Here is a 19,788-nt window from a genome sequence, read left to right as displayed (position 1 = left end):
AGAACTAGGCTGCTGGCCATGGCAGAGCTGCGTCGATCCCCAGAGCTGCGTCGATCCCCGCTGTACGACCGGCACGTCGAGCTGGGCGCGAAGATGGCCGGGTTCGGTGGCTGGGAGATGCCGATCGAGTACGCCGGCCGCGGGGTGCTCGCCGAGCACCAGGCGGTCCGCGGCGCGGTCGGGATCTTCGATGTCAGCCATCTCGGCAAGGCCAGGATCGCCGGCCCCGGCGCCGCCGCCTTCGTCAACGCCTGCCTGACCAACGACCTGCGCCGGATCGGCCCCGGCCAGGCGCAGTACACCTTGTGCTGCGAGGAGACCGGCGGGGTCGTCGACGATCTGATCGCCTACCTGTACTCCGGCGAGGAGGTCTTCCTCGTCCCGAATGCCGCGAACACCGCACAGGTCGTCGCTCGCCTTGCCGCGGCGGCGCCGGCGGGCGTGTCCGTCACCGACCTGCACACCGGGTACGGCGTGGTGGCGGTCCAGGGACCGGCCTGCGCCGACCTGCTCGGCGCCCTCGGCCTGCCCACCGGCGGGACGTACATGAGTTTCGTCGACGCGGAGTGGAAGGGCCACCCGGTGATCGTGTGCCGGTCGGGCTACACCGGAGAGCGAGGCTACGAGCTGTTGCCCCGTTGGGACGACACCCCTGCGCTGTGGGATGCGCTGTTCGCGGCAGGTGAGCCGCTCGGCGTCGTGCCGGTCGGCCTCGGCGCCCGCGACACGCTGCGGACCGAGATGGGGTATCCGCTGCATGGCCAGGACCTCTCCTTGTCGATCACGCCGGTCCAGGCCCGCTCCGGATGGGCCGTTGGCTGGGACAAGGATCGCTTCTGGGGACGCGACGCCCTGCTCGCGGAGCGGTCCGCCGGCGCCTCCCGCCTGCTGTGGGGGCTGCGGTCCACCGGCCGGGCGATTCCCCGTCCGCACATGACCGTGACCTCCGCGGCTGGTGCCACGGTCGGTGAGGTCACCAGCGGCACGTTCTCTCCGACGCTGCGCCAGGGGATCGGACTCGCCCTGCTGGACCGGTCCGTGCAGGCGGGCGACGCGGTGAACGTCGACGTCCGGGGCCGTCCGAGTCCCATGACGGTTGTCCGGCCGCCGTTCGTCGGGTCCTCGCCCAAGTAGCCCAGCCGCCGGGCAGGCCTGCCCGGCGGACTCCAGCGGGCGGCGTCCGCCGCGCTGTCAGTGCAGGCCGAGGGCGTGCAGGACGGGCGTCGGGATCGTCATGGCCATGGCGAGCAGGGTCGCCGCCGCGGTGATCTCGATAAGCCCGCCGAGGATGTCTCCGGTGATCCCGCCGAAGCGCGTGAGCAGATACCGCCGGAGCAGGAACGAGACGCCTGTCCCGACCCAGACCGCGAGGACCGCTCGCAGCGCCCGGCCGGGGTCGCCGCCGTCGAAGTCCAGCAGTCCGGCCAGCGCCGCGACGGCGCAGACAGCCAGGAAGGACAGCACCGCGTCCCGGGTCCGCACGGTTCCCGCGACCAGCGCACCGAGGCCATCCGGCCGAGCCGGCGGGATGGCGCCGGTACAGGCCAGGGTGGCCGCGAGCCTGCTGGTCATCGCGGCGACCAGAATCGACAGCGTGCCGCGATGCGCCGAGATCGTCGTGCTCAGGGCCCCGACTTGAAGCAGCACCACGAACAGGACAATGATCGCTCCGAAGGCGCCGATGGTCGACTCGCGCATGATCTCCAAGGCGCGATCCCTGCCCCGCGCTCGCCAGGCGCCGAGCCCGTCCCCGAGATCGGCCAGCCCGTCGAGATGCAGGCCCCGGGTGACCAGAGCGAGCACCGCGACGCCGACGACGGCCGGCAGCAGGGTCTGGGTGCGCTGACCGGGAACCGCCGTGACGATCCGGGTGGCGAACACCGCACTGCCGGCAAGCAGCCCCAAGGCCAGGCCGACGAAGGGTGCCAGGGCCATCGCCCGGCCCGCGAGCCGCCGGTCGGTGTGCTCCGGGCCCCGCAGCGGCAGGACGGTGAGCAGCGTGAATGCTGTTCTCGCCTCGAGCATCACGGGGCACCGGCCGCGGGGCCCGAGTCCTCCTGGCTGCCGCTGACCTCGGCTTCCCCGCCGACCTCGGCTTTCCCGCTGACACCGGCCTGGTCGAACGTCGCCATCTCGGCCAGCGTGGCCTGGGCCGCCCGCAGGAACGGAACGGCGAGGAGCGCACCGGTACCCTCCCCGAGACGCAGGCCGGCGTCGACCAGGGGGGTCAGACCGAGTGCGTCCAGTGCGATTCCCTGGGCGGGCTCGGTGGACCGGGTGCCGGCCACCCACCACTGGTTTGCTCCCGGGGCGATCCGCTCTGCGGCCAGCGCCGCCGCGCAGACGATCACACCGTCGAGGATGACCGGCGTCCGTCGCACGGCGGACTGCACCAGCAGCCCGGCCAGGGCGAGCAGATCGGCTCCACCGACGACCCGCAGCACCGAATGCGCGTCGCCGGTGAACAGCCGGCCGCGCCGCATCGCGTCCCGGATCGCGGTCGTCTTGATCATCCAGCGTTGGTCGTCGATCCCCGTCCCGCGGCCGACCACCTCGATCGGCTCCCGGTCGCACAGCAGCGCCACGATGGTGGCTGCGGGGGTTGTGTTGCCGATCCCCATCTCGCCGGGAACAAGCAGGTCCGCGCCCGCGTCGATCTCCTCGTCCGCGATGAGTCGGCCGACGGCGAACGCGGCGTCCGCCTCCGCGACCGACAGCGCATCGGTGCGGTCGATCCGTCCGCTCGACCGTCGCACCCGATAGCGCTCCGGTGCGGCCGATCCATCCACCCCGCCCGGCGTGAGGGGCCGCGCGGTGTCCACGGACACGTCCACCACGCGCACGGCGGCCTCGACCTGGCGGGCCAGCACGTTGACCGCCGCGCCGCCCGCGGCGAAGTTCGAGACCATCTGGGCGGTCACGTCGCTGGGGAAGGCGGACACCCCGGCCTGGGCGACACCGTGGTCGCCGGCGATCACGACCGCCCGGATCCGGGCGAAGGGACGGGGCGGGCAGGTCGCCTGTGCGCCGGCGAGCCAGATGGACAGATCCTCGAGCCGGCCCAGCGCCCCGGGTGGCTTGGTCAGTTCGGTCTGCCGCTGGCGAGCCGCCGCCATCGCGTCGGAGTCCAGTGAGGGAACGGCGGGAACGGCGCTGCCTGACGCATCGGGATCCACGGGATCCTTACTACCTGATCCGCTCGGTCGGCAACGCACCACATCCCCGCGAAGGTATCTCCCAGCGGTCCCCGTACCGCATGATTGTGCCGATCGGCGCGGCCGGGACGGTTGGTCCTTGCCGGCGTGGCTGGCAAAGGCCGGTTGCGGAGGCGGCGGGCTGTTGAGATCGGGTACTTTGCCGGATGTGTCAGCGCCCGCGGTGCCGGTGCCGGCCGTTCCCATCGGGGGAGCGGCGGGCGGGCACGAACGCCGGGTGTTCCTGAGCCACACCGCTGAGCTGCGTCGTTTTCCGCGGGACCGCTCGTTCGTGGCGGCGGCCGAACGTGCTGTCGCGCTGGCCGGGGACCGGGTCATCGACATGGCGTACTTCGGGGCTCGCGACGACGATCCGGCGGAGTTCTGCATCCGCGCTGTCCGCTCGTCCGATGTCTACATCGGCCTCATCGGCTTCCGTTACGGCTCCCCGGTGCCCGGCCGGCCGCAGGTCTCGTACACCGAGCTGGAGTTCGACACGGCAACCGCCGCCGGGATCCCCCGCCTGGTGTTCCTCCTCGACTACTACGCCGAGGTGCCGTTCGGAGACTTCGTCGACGACCTGCATCCCGCTCGCCAGAAGCGCTTCCGTGCCTGGCTGCGGGAATCGGGCATCATCACGACCGACTTCCGCAACGCGGGTGACCTGGAGACCGCCGTCCTCGACGCCCTGGTGAAGCTGCGGGAGAGCCAGCGCCGAGAGGCGGCCGCGGGCAGGTCGCTCCTGGCGGGGCCGTCCACCGCGGTGGACCAGGCGGTGCCGGGACGACCGCGTCGACCATGGATGGTGCCTGCGGATCGCGGCGGTGTCGTTGCCCGGCCGGCGCTCACCTCCGCGGTTCTCGCGCAGGTGCTCGCCGGGGCGACGCCCGCGGCCGACGCGGGGTCTTCCGGGGCGTCGGGGTTTTCCGGGGCGTCGGCGGGCGGGGTGATGGACGCACCGGTCGTCCTGTACGGAACGGGCGGAATCGGAAAGACGACCCTGGCTCAGCAGGTCTGTCGGCGTCCGGAGATCGCCAGGCGGTTCGGCGGTGGCGTGCTGTGGGTGACGATCGGGGAGTCGCTCGGCGGCGCGCACCTCGCCGACCGGGTCAATGATCTCAGTGAGGCGCTCTCGGGTCTTCGTCCCGCCCTCTCCGATCCCGAGCAGGCCGGTTTTCATCTCGGCACGCTGCTCGGCGACGAGCCCCGGCTTCTCATCGTCGACGACGTGTGGGAACGCGCCCAGCTCCGCCCCTTCCTGCAGGGCGGTCCGAACACGGTGCGGCTGGTCACCACGCGGCTGCGCGACCTTGCTCCCCGGGCCCGCATGGTTGAGATGCCGACCATGGCCCACGGTGAGGCGATGGCGCTGCTGCTGCGGGACGTCGGCGGTGGTGTGCCGGCGGAGGCCGCGGCGCGGCTGCTGGTCGTCACCGGTCGGTGGCCGATGCTGCTGAGCCTGGTGAACCGGACCCTGGTGCGGCACATTCGGGATGGGATGACCGTGCCGCGGGCCGTCGAGCGGGTGCTGCGTCGCCTCGAGTGGCGCGGTCCGACCGGGCTTGACGTCAGCCGGGCGGCGGACCGGAACGAGGCCGTGGAGGTGACCCTGGGGGCGAGCCTTGGGCTGCTCACCGGGCATCGGTTGGAGCGTTATCTCGAGCTCGCCGTGTTTCCCGAGGACGTCGAGATTCCCCGGGAGGTACTCGAGGCGTACTGGGGAGCCACCGGTGACCTCGATCCGGACGAGGTCGACGATCTCTGCCAGGAGCTCGCGGACCTGTCCCTGGTCGTCGCCTATCGACAGACGCCACCCTCCCTGCTCCTGCAGGATGTGCTTCGCACCTATCTGCGGGTCCGGGTCGGCCCGGCACGGCTGCGTGAACTCGACGTCCTGCTGTGCGATGCCCTCTACACCGCCTTTCTCGCCACCGGGACCGCCACCGCCGGACCGTCGCGGATGCCGGCGCCCTGGTGGCTGCTGCCCGACTCCGCCGGATACGCCTGGGCCTATCTGGTCCGTCATCTCACCGGAGCGGAACGGACCGACGAGGTCGCCGCCCTGCTGCACGACCTGCGATGGACCCTCGCCAAACTCGCCCGCCCGCACCTCGGCCCGGTGGCGCTCGAGGCTGATCTGGCCATCGCCACCTCCGCTCTGCCCACCGATCCCGTGCTGGCGGTGCTGAGCCGGACCGTCGCCCAGAGCGCGCATCTGCTGGCCCCCACCGACCCGCCGGAGGCCCTCGGCGCCGTCGTGCTCAGCCGCTTCGACGAACGGCCCGAGCTCGCGGCGGCCCGGTCGCAGCTGGACCGGTACGTCGGCGTACCTCGCCTGGCTAACCGCTGGTCCCTGCCCGACCAGCCGCATCCAGCGCTGCGTCGCGCCTTCGGTGGCGACCGGCGGTGGGTGCACGGGCTCGCCGTTGCTCCCAGCGGCGATTGGCTGGTATCGGCCGGTAGCGATGGAACGGTTCGCGTCTGGGACGTCCCGGAGGGACGATCCCGTGCCGTGTTCACGGGCCACCACGGTCCGGTGCTGGCCTGCGCGGTGGCGCCGGACGGGAGAACCATCGCCTCGGCCGGTGCCGACGGAACGGTCCGCCTATGGACCGCGCCCGATCCCGTCGACGTGCCGGATCTCGGGGATGTCCCGGCTTTCGGGGATGCCCCGGCTCTTGGGGATGCTTCTGGTCTTCGGGATGCTCGGAGTCTCGACGACGGGCAGGCGGACGGCGCCGCTCTGTCCGCCGTCACCGCCGTCACCGCCGTCACCGCCGCAGCCTCGCCGGACCGGCCCGAGCCCCGGGTGCTGACCGGGCCTGCCGGCGAGGTCAACACCTGCGCCTTCACTCCTGACGGGGCCGGGACCCTGATCCGCTGGGACGTTGTGAGCGGAGATTCTGTCTTTCAGGTCCCCGTCTCCGGCGCGGCGCTGCTGCGTGCCGGCGCCGGACGGAAGCTGGATCGCCGTCGCGGGTGACGACTCCGTCATCCGGATCTGTGATGCGACGACCGGAGCCCCGAGGTTGACCCTCACGGGCCATGCCGGATCCGTACTCTCGCTGACCGTCGCTCCAGACGGTAGCTGGCTCGGCTCGTCGGGGCAGGACGGAACAGTCCGCCGATGGTCAATGCCCGCCGGCCGGCAGGACCGCGTGATCAGCGATGGTGCCGGGTCCGTGCGGTGCGCCGCGGTCGGCCCGGATGGCCGCCTCCTGGCGACGACCAGCTGGGAGGGAGCGATCCGGCTCTGGGACGCCGAGCGCGGCACCCATCGCGCGGAGCTGGTCGGCGCCGTCGGAAGCCGCACGTGCGTGGTCTCCCCGGACGGATCATGGGTCGCCGCCGCGGGCCGCTACGGCAGCATCCGGTTGTGGGCAACCGACGTCACCCTGCCCAAGCCCGCCGCGAGTGGCCGGGACGAGGCGATGCGGGGCTGCGCCGTGGTGGTCCCCCGCGGGCGGGACGCGCCCACCCTGGTCGTCGCCTACTCCGACGACGGCACCGCGACCGCCTGGGATCTGGCCACGGGAGAGCCAGGCGCGGCGAGCAGTGGCGGTCGTGTCCAGCAGGCCCGCGGGTCGGTGGCCGCACCCGACGGTTCCTGGGCGGTCGTACCCGTGGACACGAACGCGGTCGGGCTGTGGGATCCCGTCACCGCGACGGTACAGGCCGTGCTGACGGCCGACGTCGAGATCTACGGATTCGCTGTCGACCCCACCGGTTCCTGGCTCGTCGGGGCCTGCGGGGACGGCTCGCTGCGGATGTGGGAGACCGAGGGGGGCGAGTGGCTGGCCACCTTTGCTGCCGCCACCGCCACCGCTGCCGCGTCGAGCGGTTCCGAGGATCCCCGCGGTCTGGTGGGCTCTGTTGATCAGGCGGGTCATCGCGGTCCGGTGCAGGCCTGCGCGGTCAGCCCGGACGGCAGATGGCTGGCCTCGGGCGGCAATGACCGCACCGTGCGGTTGTGGGACGTGGCGACGTTGGAGCAGCGGGCTGTGCTCACCGGCCACACCGACAACGTGCTGGGCGTGGGGATCTCCCCGGATGGCGCGCTGGTGGCCTCCGCGGGAGCCGACCACACCGTGCGGGTCTGGCGGGTGAGCGACGGCGCGGCGGTGGCGACGCTCATCGGACACGTCCACACCGTGCGCGACGCGGCCTTCTCTCCGGACGGGGCGTGGCTCGCCACCGCGGGCGGCGACGGCGCGCTGCGCATCTGGGACACCTCGACCTGGCGATGCGCCACCATGATGCGTTTCGAGGGCGCGGCCCGGTCCTGCCGGTGGCTTCCCGCGACCGAACTGGCCGGTCTCATCGTGGCCTGCTCGGCCGGGCTCTATTGCTACGACTTCCTCCCGGGAGGATTCGTCCCGTGAGGACGCTATGACCGCTCGTGCGGGAACGGTCGCAGCCGGAGGGGGATGCCCGCGACCACCTGCCACACCTCGTCGGCCTCGGCCGCGAGATCGGCGTTGAGACGGCCGAGCGCGTCGCGGAACCGGCGGCCGGCCTCGGCCGGGGGAACGACTCCGGAACCGACCTCGTCCGTGACCGCGACGACCCGGCGGCCGGTGGCCCGCCAGGCGTCAACGAGCTCCTCCGCGCGGATGCGCAACTCGTCCGGACGGTCCAGCCAGGCGCCGACCCACAGCCCCAGACCGTCGATGAGCAGCGGTGGTCCGGGAGAGCGCAACAGGGGGACCAGATCGACCGTCTCCACGGTCGTCCAGGCGGCCGGGCGCCGCCGCCGGTGTGCGGCGATCCGCTCGGACCACTCGGCGTCGGCCGGATCAGGCGGCGCCGATGTCGCGACGTAGACCACCTCCGGTTCGGCGAGCAGCCGGCGTTCGGCCTCGGCCGACTTCCCCGACCGGGCACCCCCCGTGATCAGGACCCGGTGTGGTGCCGGGAACACCGGGCGCTGCCACCGCCCTGGTGCCCGTGGTGGCTGTGCTGGCTGAGACGGCTGTGGTGGCTGCCGCCGGGCGGCCGGGACGATGTCATAGACGGTCCCGTCCGCCGGTGCCAGCGCGCCGGCGAGCTGGAGCCGGCGGGCCAGTTCGTCGCCGGGCGGGTTGCGGTGACTCAGATGAACGGCCAGTACCAGGGTGCTCGGCACCACGGCGCCGCGGCGGCGCAGCTCGGCCACGAGCTGACCGAAGGTGTCGAGGTCAAGGTGCTCGCCGAACCCCGGCCGGTCGCCGTTGTTCTCCTCCAGCAACACGACGTCGTAGGCGCGGCCGGTGATCGCCTCGAGCGTCTCCGCCGGCAGCGGCGCCGCGGTGTCGCAGCCGTACAGCAGGCGTCCACCGTCCGGCGCCGTCACGTCGTAGAGCACGGCCGGCCCGATGCTCGCGTCACCGTGCCGGGCGGCGACCGGTCGAACGAGGTAACCCCGATCGCTCGGGGACTCCTGATCCTCCGCGGATCCCCGGTCCTCCGCGGCCTGCCGATCGTCCCCGCCGAGGCGCAGGGGCCCGGGTGCCGTCGGCGTGCCCCCGGGCACCACGGCGATCAGCCGCAGCGGCGAGCCGTCCCGGTCCGGATCGGAGCGCTCCCAGCGAGCCAGGAACTCCCGGCACGCCGCCAGCGCCGCCGGCGGACCGACCACGTCGAGGGGCCGTCCCGCGGCTGTCGACCACGAGCGCCACATCAGGCTCTCGGGCCCCAGATGATCGGGATGGGCGTGGCTGATCAGCAGATAACGCAGCCCCGACAGGCGTACTCTGAGCCGGGCAGCGGTCCGGGGCACGTCGGGACCACAGTCGATCAGCAGGGCGTCGTCGATCAGAACGGCCGTCTGCCCGCGTACTTCGTGTTCCCTGGCCCAGGCACAGGATGCGCAGTCGCACCACGGGTTGGGCCAGCCGTCCGCCGAGCCGGTGCCGAGCAGCGTCACCTTCATCGTGTTCCGTCTCCCGGATCCCGTTGCGCCCCGGATCCCCCGGGGTCTCCGCCTCTCCGGGTTCTCAAGCCTGCCAGGCTCCGTGGCCTCCGGAACCTCAGACGTGCGGGTGGCGCTTGCGCTCCCACAGGGTCATGAGGGTGAGCACCACCGCCAGCAGGAAGATCGCCGCGAAGGTGACGAGCGCGGTGGCCCACCAGGTCAGGGGCGCGTCCTCGTGTTCCACGGACTCGGCCACGATGGCCGCTGCGTTGTAGACGGTCGTTCCCACGCGGGTTCTTCCTCCTTGTACCGACGTACTGCTCACGCAGACGTGCCTGTCGTGCGGACCTGCCTTCGACGCGGCTGTGCTCACCGTGCGGACCTCCGCCGGCTCTCGCGACCGGCGATGACCGGTGACGCCGGCTTCGCGATCGTGGTGGTCGCGGTGCCGTCCGGGCATCCACCAGAACTGACGTTACCGGCGTTCACGACATCTTGGCGCCGGTATCGCCGACCGCGCCAGTAGCACGGGCCGACCGGACCCGGGCCCGCGGGCCGGTCGACCAGTGCCACGATGGATCATCGGCCCTGGGGTGGGGTCGGGAGTCCCGCGTCGGCTGGGTGCACGCGGTTGGATGGGGCGACCGGCCGGCGCACTGGCCGATCACGGCCGGCGGTTCCAGCGCGGGCCGCCCGGGTGGGAAGGACACACTCATGACCTGGACCTGGCGCTACGAAGGCGATGACGGCACCATCACGATGGTCGGCGGGGACTCGACCTCCGAGTCGTTCACCAGCCAGGGAGACGCTGAGACGTGGCTCGGGGAGACCTGGCGTGACCTGCTCGATGCGGGGGTGGCGCAGGTGACGCTCCTCGATGCCGGCCGTCGCATCTACGGGCCGATGAGCCTGCGCCCGGTGACCTGAGCCGCCTCCGCCCGTGCCGGTCCCGACCGGTGCCGGTCCCGATTCGTGCCGACCGAACTACCTCTTGACGAGAGGTCTCGGCTAACGGCGTTAGCTGGCAGTGTTGGCTAGCGGCGTCGGCCTGTCCGGTGTGGTCCGGCCGGCCGAACCATCGAGATCGCTTAGGCCGGCGCCGGGCCGCTCCGGTTGGCAGAGAGGGTGCAGATCTTGACCGAGCACAACAACCCGTCCACTCCGGCTGAAGCGCATTACCTCGCCCCCGGATGGTTCACTCGTAACGTGGCCAACCGCGCCGTCGCGGCGTTGACCCGGGCGGGGATCAGCCTCCTGGGCAGCCGGATCCTCGAGGTACGCGGCCGGATCAGCGGCGAGCCGCGCCGGACCCCGGTGAACCTGCTCATCTTCGACGGGCAGCAGTACCTGGTCTCGGCGCGAGGGCATGGCCAGTGGGTGCGTAATCTGCGCGTGGCCCAGGGCGAGCTGTACCTGCTGCGTGGCCGGTCGCGCACGCGTTACTCCGCGATCGAGCTGGATCCGGCGGCGAGCGTCGCCGTGCTGCGGGCCTACCTGCGGCGGTGGAAGGCCGAGGTCGGCGCCTTCTTCGACGGGGTCGGGCCGGGCTCGTCCGATGAGGAGATCCGTCGGATCGCGCCCCGCCATCCCGTCTTCGTGATCACGCCGGCGTGAACACAGGGACGGCAACCTCACCGGTGCGGGCGGAATCCGGGTCGGCGCCGGCGCGGGGAGCACGGTCGGTGGCGGAGGTGCGGCCGGCCGGCGAGCTGCCGTTGCCCAGGATCGCGCCCCGCCCGGTCCTGGGCCCCGTCTCGCCGCGGGTCATCGAGATCATCACGGTCGCGCGAGGGGTGCTGGAGACCGAGGGGGCGGGGGCGCTGACGATGCGCCGGATCGGTGATCTCCTCGGTATCCGGGCGCCGTCGCTGTACAAGCATCTCGCGGGCAAGCCGCAGCTCGAGGCCAAGCTGATCGAGACCATGCTCATGGAGATCGGGGAGTTGCTCCACGACGTGGTCGACCGCAGCGGTTCCGCGGAGGTGGTCCCGGCCCTGCTGGCCGCGTACCGGGGCTATGCCCGAACCCATCCGAACCTCTACCGCCTGGTCACCGCCGATTCGCTGAACCGTCGGCTACTGAGCGCCGACGTCGAGGACTGGGCGGGGGAGCCGTTCTACCGGGCGGCCGGGGAACCCTATCTCGCGCAAGCCCTGTGGGCCGCCGCGCACGGCATGATGATCCTCGAACTGGACGGCCGCTACCTGCCAGGAGCCGATCTCGACCGGACCTGGCAGGCGCTGGCCTCCGCTTTCCGCCGAACCGACCCGGCCGACGACCAACCTGGCTGATCCGATCCGATTCGATCCGGGGCAGCCGGCGGGCCCGGGGCCAGGCCCGGGTCAGGCCCGGGTGACGACCTTGGCGAGCACGTCGTCGATCCGATCGAGCAGCACCGCGTCGAGCGTCACGCCGGCAGCCTTGACGTTCTCCCGTACCTGCTCCGGCCGGGATGCGCCGATGATCGCTGAGGCGACGTTGTCGTTCTGCAGCACCCAGGCGACGGCGAGCTGCGCCATCGACAGCCCGGCGTCCGCGGCGATCGGCCGCAGCTCCTGCACCGCGGTCAGCACGTCGTCGCGCAGCAGCCGGGAGATGAAGGTGGAACCGGTTCCACCGGTGGCCCGGCTGCCGGTCGGCGGTGGCTGACCGGGCAGGTACTTGCCGGTGAGCACGCCCTGGGCGATCGGCGACCAGACGATCTGGGAGATCCCGGCCTTCCGGCTGACGGGCACGATGTCGGCCTCGATGGTCCGCCACAGCATCGAGTACTGCGGCTGGTTGGAGATGATGCGGTCCAGCCCCAGCTCGCCGGCCAGCCGGACGGCGTCGCTGATCTGCTCGGCGCTCCACTCGGACACGCCGACGTAGAGCACTTTGCCGGCGCGGACGAGGTCATCGAAGGCCCGCAGGGTCTCCTCGACCGGCACCGTTGGGTCGTACCGGTGTGCCTGGTAGAGGTCGAGGTGGTCGGTGCGCAGACGGCGCAGCGAGGCGTGCGCGGACTCGATGATGTGCTTGCGACCGAGGCCCTTGTCGTTCTCGCCCGGGCCGGTGGGCCAGTAGACCTTGGTGAACAGCTCGTAGGACTCCCGGCGCACGCCCTGCAGCGCCTCGCCCAGGACGCTCTCGGCGCGGGTACCGGCGTAGACGTCCGCGGTGTCGAATGTGGTGATGCCCTCGTCGAGGGCGGCACGCACACAGGCGGTCGCCGCATCCGCCTCGATCTGGTCACCATGGGTGATCCAGTTGCCGTAGGAGATCTCACTGACCGACAGGCCGCTGCGCCCGAGACGTCGATGCTTCACGTGACGACCTTAGCCGTCGGCCCTGACTGTCGATCAGGGGCGCGGGCCGGAGCGGGAGACCCGCGGGCGGGGGAGTCGCCAGCGCCGCGGCAGTAGCGCGCGCTGCACGGCGTAGGCCCGCACCCGCACCCGGGAGTCCGGGTACTTCTCCGCGACGCGCCGGCTCACCTGCCAGGAGAGCAGGAGCGAGTCGATGACGACCGCGACGATCCCGAGCAGCATCAGCAGGGTCGCGGCCAGCTTGATCGATGCGTTCGGGACCAATCCGCCGACGAAGTAGACGATGGCGATCGGCAGGAAGAACGACCCGACGTTGATCCGCGTGTCCACGAAGTCGCGGGCCAGCACGCGCTCGGGCGCGCGTTCACGCGGTGGCAGCCGGCTGACGTCGCCGGACATCATCGCCGCGCGGTACTCCTGGCTCTGCCTGCGTCGCGCGGCCCGCGCCTCCTGCTTGTTCGCCGGGGCGCCGAGCGCCCCACCGGGCTTCGTACGGGCGGCCCGCGCCTCCGCCCGGCGGGGCGTGGGTCGGCCCTTGGCCGCCGTGCGCCGCGGATCGGCGACCTTCTCCTGTTCGGCCCTCTCCACCTGCTCGGCGATCGGATCCCCGGCGATGGGACCGGAGCCGGCATCGGAGCCGGCGGAGCCGCGTCGTTTCAGCAGAGCCATCAGGGCAGCGCCAACATCTGGTCGAGAGCCTTCCGGGCATAGGTGGCCATGTCCGGGTCAACGGTGATGCGGTTCACCGTCTCACCCCGCACGAGGGACTCCAGCGCCCACACGAGGTGGGGCATGTCGATCCGGTTCATGGTGGAACAGAAACACACCGTACGGTCCAGGAAGACCACGGTCTGGTCAGGGTGCCTCGTCGCCAGCCGCTGCACCAGGTTCAGCTCGGTACCGATCGCGAACGCCGATCCGGCGGGAGCGGCATCGACGACCGAGATGATGTACTCGGTCGAGCCGACGAGGTCGGCCGCGGTGACGACCTCCCGCCGGCACTCCGGGTGGGCGAGCACCGTCACCCCGGGGATCCGGCGGCGGACTTCGTCGACACTATCGCGGGTGAACCGGCCGTGTACCGAGCAGTGACCCCGCCAGAGGATCATCTTCGCCTCGCGCAGCTGCCGGCTGGTCAGTCCTCCCGAGGGCTTGCGGGGGTCGTAGACGACGCAGTCCTGCTCGCTCATCCCCAGCTCCCCGATGGCGGTGTTGCGGCCGAGGTGCTGGTCCGGCAGGAAGAGCACCCGGGCGCCCCCGCGCTCGCCGAAGGCCCACTCCAGCGCGCGCCTGGCGTTCGACGACGTGCAGATCGTCCCGTCGTGGCGCCCGGTGAACGCCTTGATCGCGGCCGAGGAGTTCATGTAGCTCACTGGAACGGTGCCGGCGGCGACTCCCGCGTCGAGCAGATCGTCCCAGGCCTGCTCGACCTGCTCGGCTGTGGCCATGTCCGCCATCGAGCAGCCGGCGGCAAGGTCCGGCAGGATCACCTGCTGGTGCGCGCCGGTAAGGATGTCGGCGCTTTCCGCCATGAAGTGCACGCCGCAGAAGACGATCGCCTCGGCCTGCGGCCGCGCGGCGGCCTGCTGGGCCAGCTTGAACGAGTCGCCGGTCACGTCGGCGAAAGCGATGACCTCGTCGCGTTGGTAGTGGTGCCCGAGGATGAACGCCCGATCACCCAGCGCCCGCTTCGCCGCCGCGGCGCGGGCTGTGAGGGTCGGATCGGCCGCCGGGGGGAGTTCACCCGGACAGTCCACGCCACGCTCGCTGGCCGGGTCGGCCTGGCGTCCGAGTAGCAGCAGAGCCAGCGGTGACGGAGTCACACCGACCCGGTCGAGGGCCGGGTCGCGAGCAGGGATCGGGTCGCGCCGCAGGGCCGGGTTGGTGGTCATGGCACTCCTCCGGTCGACCGGCCCTCGGCCTGGCCGCCTCGTCGTCCGCGGCGGCCGATCGAACGATCCCGCCGGACCCGTCCACGAATGGTCGATGAGACTCTAACTCTCGGCGCCATCGTATGCCGAGCTCTTCGTGGTCAGCTGGCGGCCAGACGAAGGTCACTAACGTGAACGGGAGTGACCACCGTCTCCAAGCATGGTCGGGATCTCGACGTGGTTGGCCCGCGCCGGCATCGCTACCATAGGAAGCGGATCCCGGCCGACGGTGTTGGGCATGGATGTCGGCACAGTGGCAGTGCCGTGCCCGGGGGGTGTGCGCCGGATGGTCGGCGGCGCCCTGCGTACAAGTCAACCGGAACTAGTGGCCTGGCTTGCCAGGCACGTCCACCAAGGGCAGGAGTAGTCCCTATGACCGTTCAGGACACCACGGCACCCGCGACGCAGTCCTCGAGCGTCGTCCTCACCGACACCGCCGCAGGCAAGGTGAAGACCCTGCTTGAGCAGGAGAGTCGGGATGACCTCAAGCTGCGTATCGCGGTGCAGCCCGGAGGCTGCTCGGGCATGCGCTACCAGCTGTTCTTCGACGAGCGGTCCCTCGACGGCGACACCGTCCTCGACTTCTCCGGTGTCAAGGTGGCGGTGGACCGGATGAGTGCCCCGTACCTCGGCGGGGCGACGATCGACTTCGTCGACACGATCGAGAAGCAGGGTTTCACCATCGATAACCCGAACGCCCAGGGTTCCTGCGCCTGCGGCGACTCGTTCCACTGATGCGCTGAGCACCGGGCCGCACCTCCTGCTCGGGCCGCGTCTCGGCGCGAGCCCCGGGGTGCGGTTCGGTGACCGGTTGATCAGACCGGAACGTTCGGGAAAGCCCGGTCCGACCTTTGTTCGTCGGACCGGGCTCTCCCGCATGTGTTGTGTCGGTGTCCGCTTGTGTCGGTATCCGTCGTTTCCATTGCCTGCGGGTCCATTGCCTGCGGGCCGCCGGAATCACGGGACACCGCGATCTGACGCCTCCGTAATGACGCGCGTGAACCAGCGCGAGCCGGTGGTTCCGGGCTTCGGGGCAGGCCGGTAAGCTCCTTGATCGTGCGTATCGCCGTGACTGGTTCCATCGCCTCCGACCACCTCATGCGCTTTCCTGGAAGGTTCGCCGAGCAGTTGCTCGCCGACCAGCTTGAGCGGGTCTCGCTGTCCTTCCTCGTCGACGAGCTCGTGATCCGGCGGGGCGGAGTGGCGGCCAACATCGCCTTCGGCCTGGGCCGGCTGGGCCTGCGCCCGATCCTCGTCGGCGCGGTCGGCGAGGACTTCGCCGACTACCGTTCCTGGCTCGACCGGCACGGCGTGGACACCGCCTCCGTGCGGGTCAGCGAGATCGCGCACACCGCGCGGTTCGTCTGCACCACCGACGAGGACCTCAACCAGATCGCGTCCTTCTACCCGGGTGCGATGAGTGAGGCCGCCGACATCGAGCTGAGGCCGATCGCCGAGCGGTTCGGCGGCCTGGACATGGTGATCGTCAGCCCCAACGACCCCGGGGCGATGCTGCGCCACAGCGAGGAATGCCGGCAGCGGGGATATCCGTTCGCGGCGGACATCTCCCAGCAGCTCGCGATCATGGAGGGCCCGCAGATCCGCGAGCTCGTCGTCGGTGCGGCCTACCTGTTCTGTAACGAGTACGAGAAGGCGCTGCTCGCCAGCAAGACCGGCTGGTCGGACGAGGAGATCCTGGCCAGGGTCGGCGTCCGGGTGACCACGCACGGCAAGGATGGTGCGGTCATCGAGGCCCCGGAGAGCGACCCCATCCGGGTCCCGGTCGTTCCCGCCCGCGTCACCCCGGATCCCACCGGAGTCGGGGACGCCTTCCGGGCTGGGTTCTTCGCTGGCCGGTCCTGGGACCTCTCGCTCGAACGCTCCGCCCAGGTCGGCTCCCTGCTCGCCACCCTGGTCCTGGAGACGATCGGCACCCAGGAGTACACGGTGGAGCCGTCGGAGGTGCTTAAGCGTCTCACCGAGGCCTACGGTTCCGACGCCGCCACCGAGATCGCCGAGCATTTGCCAACAATCTGAGCCAGAAGATTATACAAGCCGCCGGATGACGAACGCCTCCCCGCCCTCCGGGAGCGGGGAGACGCCCACCAGCTCCTGACCCCGCAGCCGGCACCAGGCCACGACGTCCGCGCCGGCGGCGGGATCGTCGGCCCAGAGCGTGATGGTGCCGGTCACCGGAATCCCGCCGAAGGCGCGGGCCAGATCGATGATCGGCAGCGGGCAGCGCCGTCCTCGCGAGTCGACCGTGTGCGGCTGTTCCGTCATCGGATTGTCGGCGTCAAAGCCCGGCGGCGCCCAGCCGGTCCCGCACGGCGCGCACGGCCGCGGGCAGCGCTGTCAGCAGGGCGTCGAGGTCGGCCCGGGTCGACTCGCGGCCGAAGGAGATCCGCAGGTTGCCGTGCGTCAACGCGCCCATGGCGACCAGGACATGGCTCGGGGCCAGGGTGTCGGATGTGCAGCTCGACCCGGAGCTCACGGCGATTCCGGCCCGGTCGAGCTCGGTCAGCAGTGCCTCGCCCTCGACGTAGAGGCAGGAGAACGCGCTGATGTGCGGAACCGTCGCTGCCTGGTCCGGGTCGCCGAGTAGTTCCACGCCGTCGACGAGTTCGGGCAGCCGGCGGCGCAGCTCGGCCACGTAGCCGGCGAGCCGGGGCGCCTCCGCGGCGAGTTCACCCGCCCGGGCGCTCAGCGCCGTGGCGGCGGCGACGACGGCGGGGACGTTCGGATAGCCCGCAACCCGATCGCCCTCCCGCTCGTCGACGGGACCGGGACTGCGCCAGCGGGTCCCGGTGCGCACGGCGAGAACGCCCACCCCGGGTGGTCCGCCGAACTTGTGGGCACTCGCGGTGAGCAGATCCACCCCGAGGTCGGCCAGGTCGACGGGGATGTGGCCGACTGTCACGGCGGCATCGGTGTGCAGCGGTACCCCGGCGGCGCGCATCCGTTCGGCGACCTCGGCGACCGGCTGGATGGTCCCGACCTCATGGTTGGCGTGCTGGAGGCTGGCGACGGCGGTACCGGCGACGGGGGTGAAGCCGGCGGGGTCGATCCGGCCGAGATGATCCACACCGACCCTGACGACCCGTCCACCGGCCTGTTCATGCCGCTGCGCAGCGTGCAGGACGCTGGAGTGCTCGACCGCGCTGACCATGACGACGTCACCCGCGCGCCGCCGTGCCGCCGCCGTGCCCAGCAGGGCCAGATGCGCCGCCGCCGACCCGCTCGCGGGAAAACTGATCTCGTCCGGCCGGGCCCCGAGTACGCTCGCGACGGTCTCGCGCGCCGCGTCGAGCAGCATGCGCGCCCGGCGGCCCTCCCGATACAACCGTGCCGGGTCGGCCCAGCCATCCTGAAGGGCCATTAGCAGAGTCTCGCGCGCGGCAGGGTGCAGCGGCGTGGTCGACGCGTGGTCGAGATAGGCCGGCACCTGTGAAACGGTACGCCGTGAACGGCCGGGAGGGGCGTGCGTCACAGGCGCTGACGGGGGCCTGAGGCGAGAAGGTTCGCGGCCGCTGAGATACGCTGCTGCCGCACCATCTACAGCGTGTCGAAGACAGCATGTCGTCCGGTTGGATCGGCGGGGCGACATGGCGTTTCCAGGGGGTCTCGCGCGCGGGGACGAACGCTGTCCGCCCCCGCGGCCGCGGCCCGCTCGTCGTGGGAGGCAGGACCTGGTGAGGAGATCCTTCGGTCGGACCCGGCCGTCGCTCGCGGATGTCGAGGACACGCCGACGACGCCGGCTGGCTCCGACACACGCGCAGCCGCGGTGTCCGCGGTCGGTGTGCACGGGACGCGGCACATCCGGCCGCTTCGGCGTGTCCTGCGTCTCAGTGCCGCGCTCGCTGTCGTGGGGATCATGGCGACCGCCTGCGACAGGCCCACATTCGGCTATCCCGAGGGCGTGACGAACCACACGCCGCGCCTTCTCAACATCTGGCAGGGTTCGGCGATCGCGGCGCTCGCCGTCGGTGTGCTCGTCTGGGGAATGATCTTTTACGCGGTCATCGCCTTCCGGAAACGCAGCGACCTACTTCCCCGCCAGGTGCGCTACAACCTGCCGGTCGAGGTGCTCTACACCGTCGTGCCGGTGGTGATCGTGGCCGGGCTGTTCTTCTACACGGCCCGGGACGAGACCGAGGTCACCAAGCTTTCGTCGAAGCCCGACGTCACCGTCGACGTGATCGCCTTCCGGTGGAACTGGCAGTTCAAGTACCTCGACACCGGATCCGGCCGGCAGGGTGCCAACCCGATCGAGGTCACCGGTCGCCCCGGTGAGCCGGCGGTGCTCGTGCTGCCGCAGAACCGCTCGATCCGTTTCGTGGAGAGCTCGCCGGACGTCATCCACTCGTTCTGGGTGCCGGAGTTCCTGTTCAAGCGGGACGTCATCCCCGGCCGGGTGAACCAGTTCGAACTGACCGTCACGAAGACCGGCACCTTCATCGGTCGATGCGCCGAACTGTGCGGGACGGACCACGACCGGATGAACTTCTATGTGAAGGTCGTGCCGCAGGCCGAGTACGACACGTTCATCGCGGACCGGGAGAACGCGGTGATCTCGGCGACGCCGGCCGCGTCGACGACCGGGACCGCCGCCACCACCGCAACCACCGGGAGTGGACAGTGACCCTCGTACAAGAACCGGGTGTCGGGCACGCCGACTCCCCGGCCCCCCACATCCCCCGGCGGACGAACCTGCTCGGCTATCTGCGGACGACGTCCCACAAGGACATCGCCGTCATGTACTTCGTCACGTCGTTCGTGTTCTTCATCGTCGCCGGCCTCATGGCCATCATGATCCGGGCGGAACTCGCCCGCCCGGGGCTGCAGTACTTCTCCAACGAGCAGTACAACCAGCTGTTCACGATGCACGGCACGCTGATGCTGCTCATGTTCGCGACCCCGATCGCCTTCGCGTTCGGGAACTTCCTAGTGCCGCTGCAGATCGGCGCGCCGGACGTGGCGTTCCCGCGGCTGAACGCGCTGTCCTACTGGTTCTTCCTGTTCGGCAGCCTGACGGTGATCTTCGGGTTCCTGACCCCGAACGGGTCGGCGTCCTTCGGCTGGTTCGCCTACTCGCCGCTGAACAACGGGGTGTACTCGCCGGGGGCCGGGTCGGACCTGTGGATCCTGGGGCTGACGGTGTCTGGTCTGGGCACCATCCTCGGCGCCGTCAACATGATCACAACGATCCTGACGATGCGGGCCCCGGGCATGACGATGTTCCGGCTGCCGATCTTCTGCTGGAACTTCCTGGTGACCTCGATCCTCGTGCTGGTCGCCTTCCCCGTGCTCGCCGCGGCGCTGCTCGCCCTGGAGGCCGACCGGCGCTTCGGCGCGCACGTGTTCGATACCGCCAACGGCGGCGCGCTGCTCTGGCAGCACCTGTTCTGGTTCTTCGGCCACCCCGAGGTCTACATCCTCGCCCTGCCGTTCTTCGGCGTCG

General features: G+C 71.1%; 19 protein-coding genes and 1 pseudogene. 11 read left to right on the top strand and 9 right to left on the bottom strand.

The features are described from left to right. The first annotated feature begins 18 nt into the window (after positions 1–18). Complete coding sequence (gcvT, locus tag AC08OT_RS09545; protein ID WP_476592546.1) at positions 19–1,134, top strand: glycine cleavage system aminomethyltransferase GcvT; 1,116 nt, start codon at positions 19–21, stop codon at positions 1,132–1,134. 57 nt (positions 1,135–1,191) lie between these two features. On the opposite strand, the gene cobS is transcribed toward gcvT, so the two are convergent. Together cobS and cobT are read right to left on the bottom strand one after the other, a co-directional pair. Continuing rightward, a complete protein-coding gene (cobS, locus tag AC08OT_RS09540; protein WP_462186333.1) occupies positions 1,192–2,025 on the bottom strand; it encodes an adenosylcobinamide-GDP ribazoletransferase in 834 nt (277 codons plus the stop codon). Then, a complete protein-coding gene (gene cobT / locus AC08OT_RS09535; protein WP_476592545.1) occupies positions 2,025–3,116 on the bottom strand; it encodes a nicotinate-nucleotide--dimethylbenzimidazole phosphoribosyltransferase in 1,092 nt (363 codons plus the stop codon). The genes cobS and cobT overlap by 1 nt, the downstream gene beginning before the upstream one ends. Positions 3,117–3,384: 268 nt before the next feature. Between cobT and AC08OT_RS09530 the strand changes: the two genes are divergently transcribed. The 3 genes and pseudogenes from AC08OT_RS09530 (at position 3,385) to AC08OT_RS09520 (ending at position 7,576) form a co-directional block, all read left to right on the top strand. After that, the gene (locus AC08OT_RS09530) at positions 3,385–6,177 is read left to right on the top strand and encodes an NB-ARC domain-containing protein (RefSeq protein WP_476602733.1); all 2,793 of its coding nucleotides are present in this window, start codon (positions 3,385–3,387) and stop codon (positions 6,175–6,177) included. Then, positions 6,137–6,277 (top strand): annotated as a pseudogene (locus AC08OT_RS09525) (hypothetical protein); the annotation flags it as partial. The gene AC08OT_RS09530 and the pseudogene AC08OT_RS09525, both read left to right, overlap by 41 nt. Positions 6,278–6,352: 75 nt before the next feature. Continuing rightward, complete coding sequence (locus AC08OT_RS09520) at positions 6,353–7,576, top strand: WD40 repeat domain-containing protein (protein WP_476592544.1); 1,224 nt, start codon at positions 6,353–6,355, stop codon at positions 7,574–7,576. A gap of 5 nt (positions 7,577–7,581) precedes the next feature. On the opposite strand, the gene AC08OT_RS09515 is transcribed toward AC08OT_RS09520, so the two are convergent. Next, positions 7,582–9,105: a bifunctional adenosylcobinamide kinase/adenosylcobinamide-phosphate guanylyltransferase gene (locus tag AC08OT_RS09515; RefSeq protein WP_476592542.1), complete on the bottom strand. Its 1,524-nt coding sequence runs from the start codon at positions 9,103–9,105 to the stop codon at positions 7,582–7,584. Between the two features lie 97 nt (positions 9,106–9,202). Continuing rightward, positions 9,203–9,376, bottom strand: coding sequence for a hypothetical protein (locus AC08OT_RS09510; protein ID WP_476592541.1), 174 nt, complete (start codon positions 9,374–9,376; stop codon positions 9,203–9,205). 425 nt (positions 9,377–9,801) lie between these two features. Between AC08OT_RS09510 and AC08OT_RS09505 the strand changes: the two genes are divergently transcribed. The 3 genes from AC08OT_RS09505 (at position 9,802) to AC08OT_RS09495 (ending at position 11,378) form a co-directional block, all read left to right on the top strand. Further along, positions 9,802–10,014 (top strand): hypothetical protein, encoded by a 213-nt coding sequence (locus AC08OT_RS09505; protein WP_462186322.1) that lies wholly within the window; start codon positions 9,802–9,804, stop codon positions 10,012–10,014. Positions 10,015–10,221: 207 nt separating this feature from the next. Beyond that, the gene (locus AC08OT_RS09500) at positions 10,222–10,701 is read left to right on the top strand and encodes a nitroreductase/quinone reductase family protein (protein WP_462186321.1); all 480 of its coding nucleotides are present in this window, start codon (positions 10,222–10,224) and stop codon (positions 10,699–10,701) included. A gap of 68 nt (positions 10,702–10,769) precedes the next feature. After that, complete coding sequence (locus tag AC08OT_RS09495) at positions 10,770–11,378, top strand: TetR/AcrR family transcriptional regulator (RefSeq protein ID WP_476592540.1); 609 nt, start codon at positions 10,770–10,772, stop codon at positions 11,376–11,378. A gap of 51 nt (positions 11,379–11,429) precedes the next feature. On the opposite strand, the gene AC08OT_RS09490 is transcribed toward AC08OT_RS09495, so the two are convergent. Genes AC08OT_RS09490 through nadA form a run of 3 tightly spaced genes read right to left on the bottom strand, consistent with a single transcriptional unit; the run spans position 11,430 to position 14,287 of the window. Next, positions 11,430–12,395, bottom strand: a complete 966-nt coding sequence (locus AC08OT_RS09490) for an aldo/keto reductase family protein (RefSeq protein WP_476592539.1) — start codon at positions 12,393–12,395, stop codon at positions 11,430–11,432. 33 nt (positions 12,396–12,428) lie between these two features. Then, complete coding sequence (locus tag AC08OT_RS09485; protein ID WP_462186318.1) at positions 12,429–13,064, bottom strand: DUF3043 domain-containing protein; 636 nt, start codon at positions 13,062–13,064, stop codon at positions 12,429–12,431. After that, entirely contained in the window at positions 13,064–14,287 is a 1,224-nt protein-coding gene (nadA, locus tag AC08OT_RS09480) for a quinolinate synthase NadA (protein ID WP_476592538.1), read from the bottom strand. The genes AC08OT_RS09485 and nadA overlap by 1 nt, the downstream gene beginning before the upstream one ends. A gap of 411 nt (positions 14,288–14,698) precedes the next feature. On the opposite strand from nadA, the gene erpA reads away from it, so the two are divergent. Then, positions 14,699–15,061 (top strand): iron-sulfur cluster insertion protein ErpA, encoded by a 363-nt coding sequence (erpA, locus tag AC08OT_RS09475; protein WP_476592537.1) that lies wholly within the window; start codon positions 14,699–14,701, stop codon positions 15,059–15,061. A gap of 321 nt (positions 15,062–15,382) precedes the next feature. Next, a complete protein-coding gene (locus AC08OT_RS09470; RefSeq protein WP_476592536.1) occupies positions 15,383–16,363 on the top strand; it encodes a carbohydrate kinase family protein in 981 nt (326 codons plus the stop codon). 9 nt (positions 16,364–16,372) lie between these two features. On the opposite strand, the gene AC08OT_RS09465 is transcribed toward AC08OT_RS09470, so the two are convergent. Together AC08OT_RS09465 and AC08OT_RS09460 are read right to left on the bottom strand one after the other, a co-directional pair. Continuing rightward, positions 16,373–16,609 carry a sulfurtransferase TusA family protein gene (locus AC08OT_RS09465; protein WP_462186314.1) on the bottom strand — a complete coding sequence of 79 codons (237 nt, stop codon included), beginning with the start codon at positions 16,607–16,609 and terminating at the stop codon, positions 16,373–16,375. A gap of 13 nt (positions 16,610–16,622) precedes the next feature. Continuing rightward, the gene (locus AC08OT_RS09460; protein ID WP_476592535.1) at positions 16,623–17,771 is read right to left on the bottom strand and encodes a cysteine desulfurase family protein; all 1,149 of its coding nucleotides are present in this window, start codon (positions 17,769–17,771) and stop codon (positions 16,623–16,625) included. A 247-nt stretch (positions 17,772–18,018) separates the two neighbouring features. On the opposite strand from AC08OT_RS09460, the gene ctaC reads away from it, so the two are divergent. Together ctaC and AC08OT_RS09450 are read left to right on the top strand one after the other, a co-directional pair. Next, positions 18,019–18,969 (top strand): aa3-type cytochrome oxidase subunit II, encoded by a 951-nt coding sequence (ctaC, locus tag AC08OT_RS09455; RefSeq protein WP_476592534.1) that lies wholly within the window; start codon positions 18,019–18,021, stop codon positions 18,967–18,969. Next, positions 18,966–19,788, top strand: an 823-nt coding sequence (locus AC08OT_RS09450) for a cytochrome c oxidase subunit I (protein ID WP_476602732.1), incomplete at its 3' end; no start/stop codon positions are given. The genes ctaC and AC08OT_RS09450, both read left to right, overlap by 4 nt.

The organism is Frankia sp. CgJB1 (assembly GCF_977947065.1).
The sequence above is the reverse complement of the archived record's forward strand: the minus strand, read 5'-3'. Positions and strand labels throughout refer to the sequence as shown.

Excerpts from the sequence above, each read along its gene's own strand:
- gcvT (WP_476592546.1), top strand. The coding sequence starts at position 19 with ATGGCAGAGCTGCGTCGATCCCCAGAGCTGCGTCGATCCCCGCTGTAC.
- cobS (WP_462186333.1), bottom strand. The coding sequence starts at position 2,025 with ATGCTCGAGGCGAGAACAGCATTCACGCTGCTCACCGTCCTGCCGCTG.
- cobT (WP_476592545.1), bottom strand. The coding sequence starts at position 3,116 with ATGGCGGCGGCTCGCCAGCGGCAGACCGAACTGACCAAGCCACCCGGG.
- AC08OT_RS09515 (WP_476592542.1), bottom strand. The coding sequence starts at position 9,105 with ATGAAGGTGACGCTGCTCGGCACCGGCTCGGCGGACGGCTGGCCCAAC.
- AC08OT_RS09505 (WP_462186322.1), top strand. The coding sequence starts at position 9,802 with ATGACCTGGACCTGGCGCTACGAAGGCGATGACGGCACCATCACGATG.
- AC08OT_RS09485 (WP_462186318.1), bottom strand. The coding sequence starts at position 13,064 with ATGGCTCTGCTGAAACGACGCGGCTCCGCCGGCTCCGATGCCGGCTCC.
- nadA (WP_476592538.1), bottom strand. The coding sequence starts at position 14,287 with ATGACCACCAACCCGGCCCTGCGGCGCGACCCGATCCCTGCTCGCGAC.
- erpA (WP_476592537.1), top strand. The coding sequence starts at position 14,699 with ATGACCGTTCAGGACACCACGGCACCCGCGACGCAGTCCTCGAGCGTC.
- AC08OT_RS09465 (WP_462186314.1), bottom strand. The coding sequence starts at position 16,609 with ATGACGGAACAGCCGCACACGGTCGACTCGCGAGGACGGCGCTGCCCG.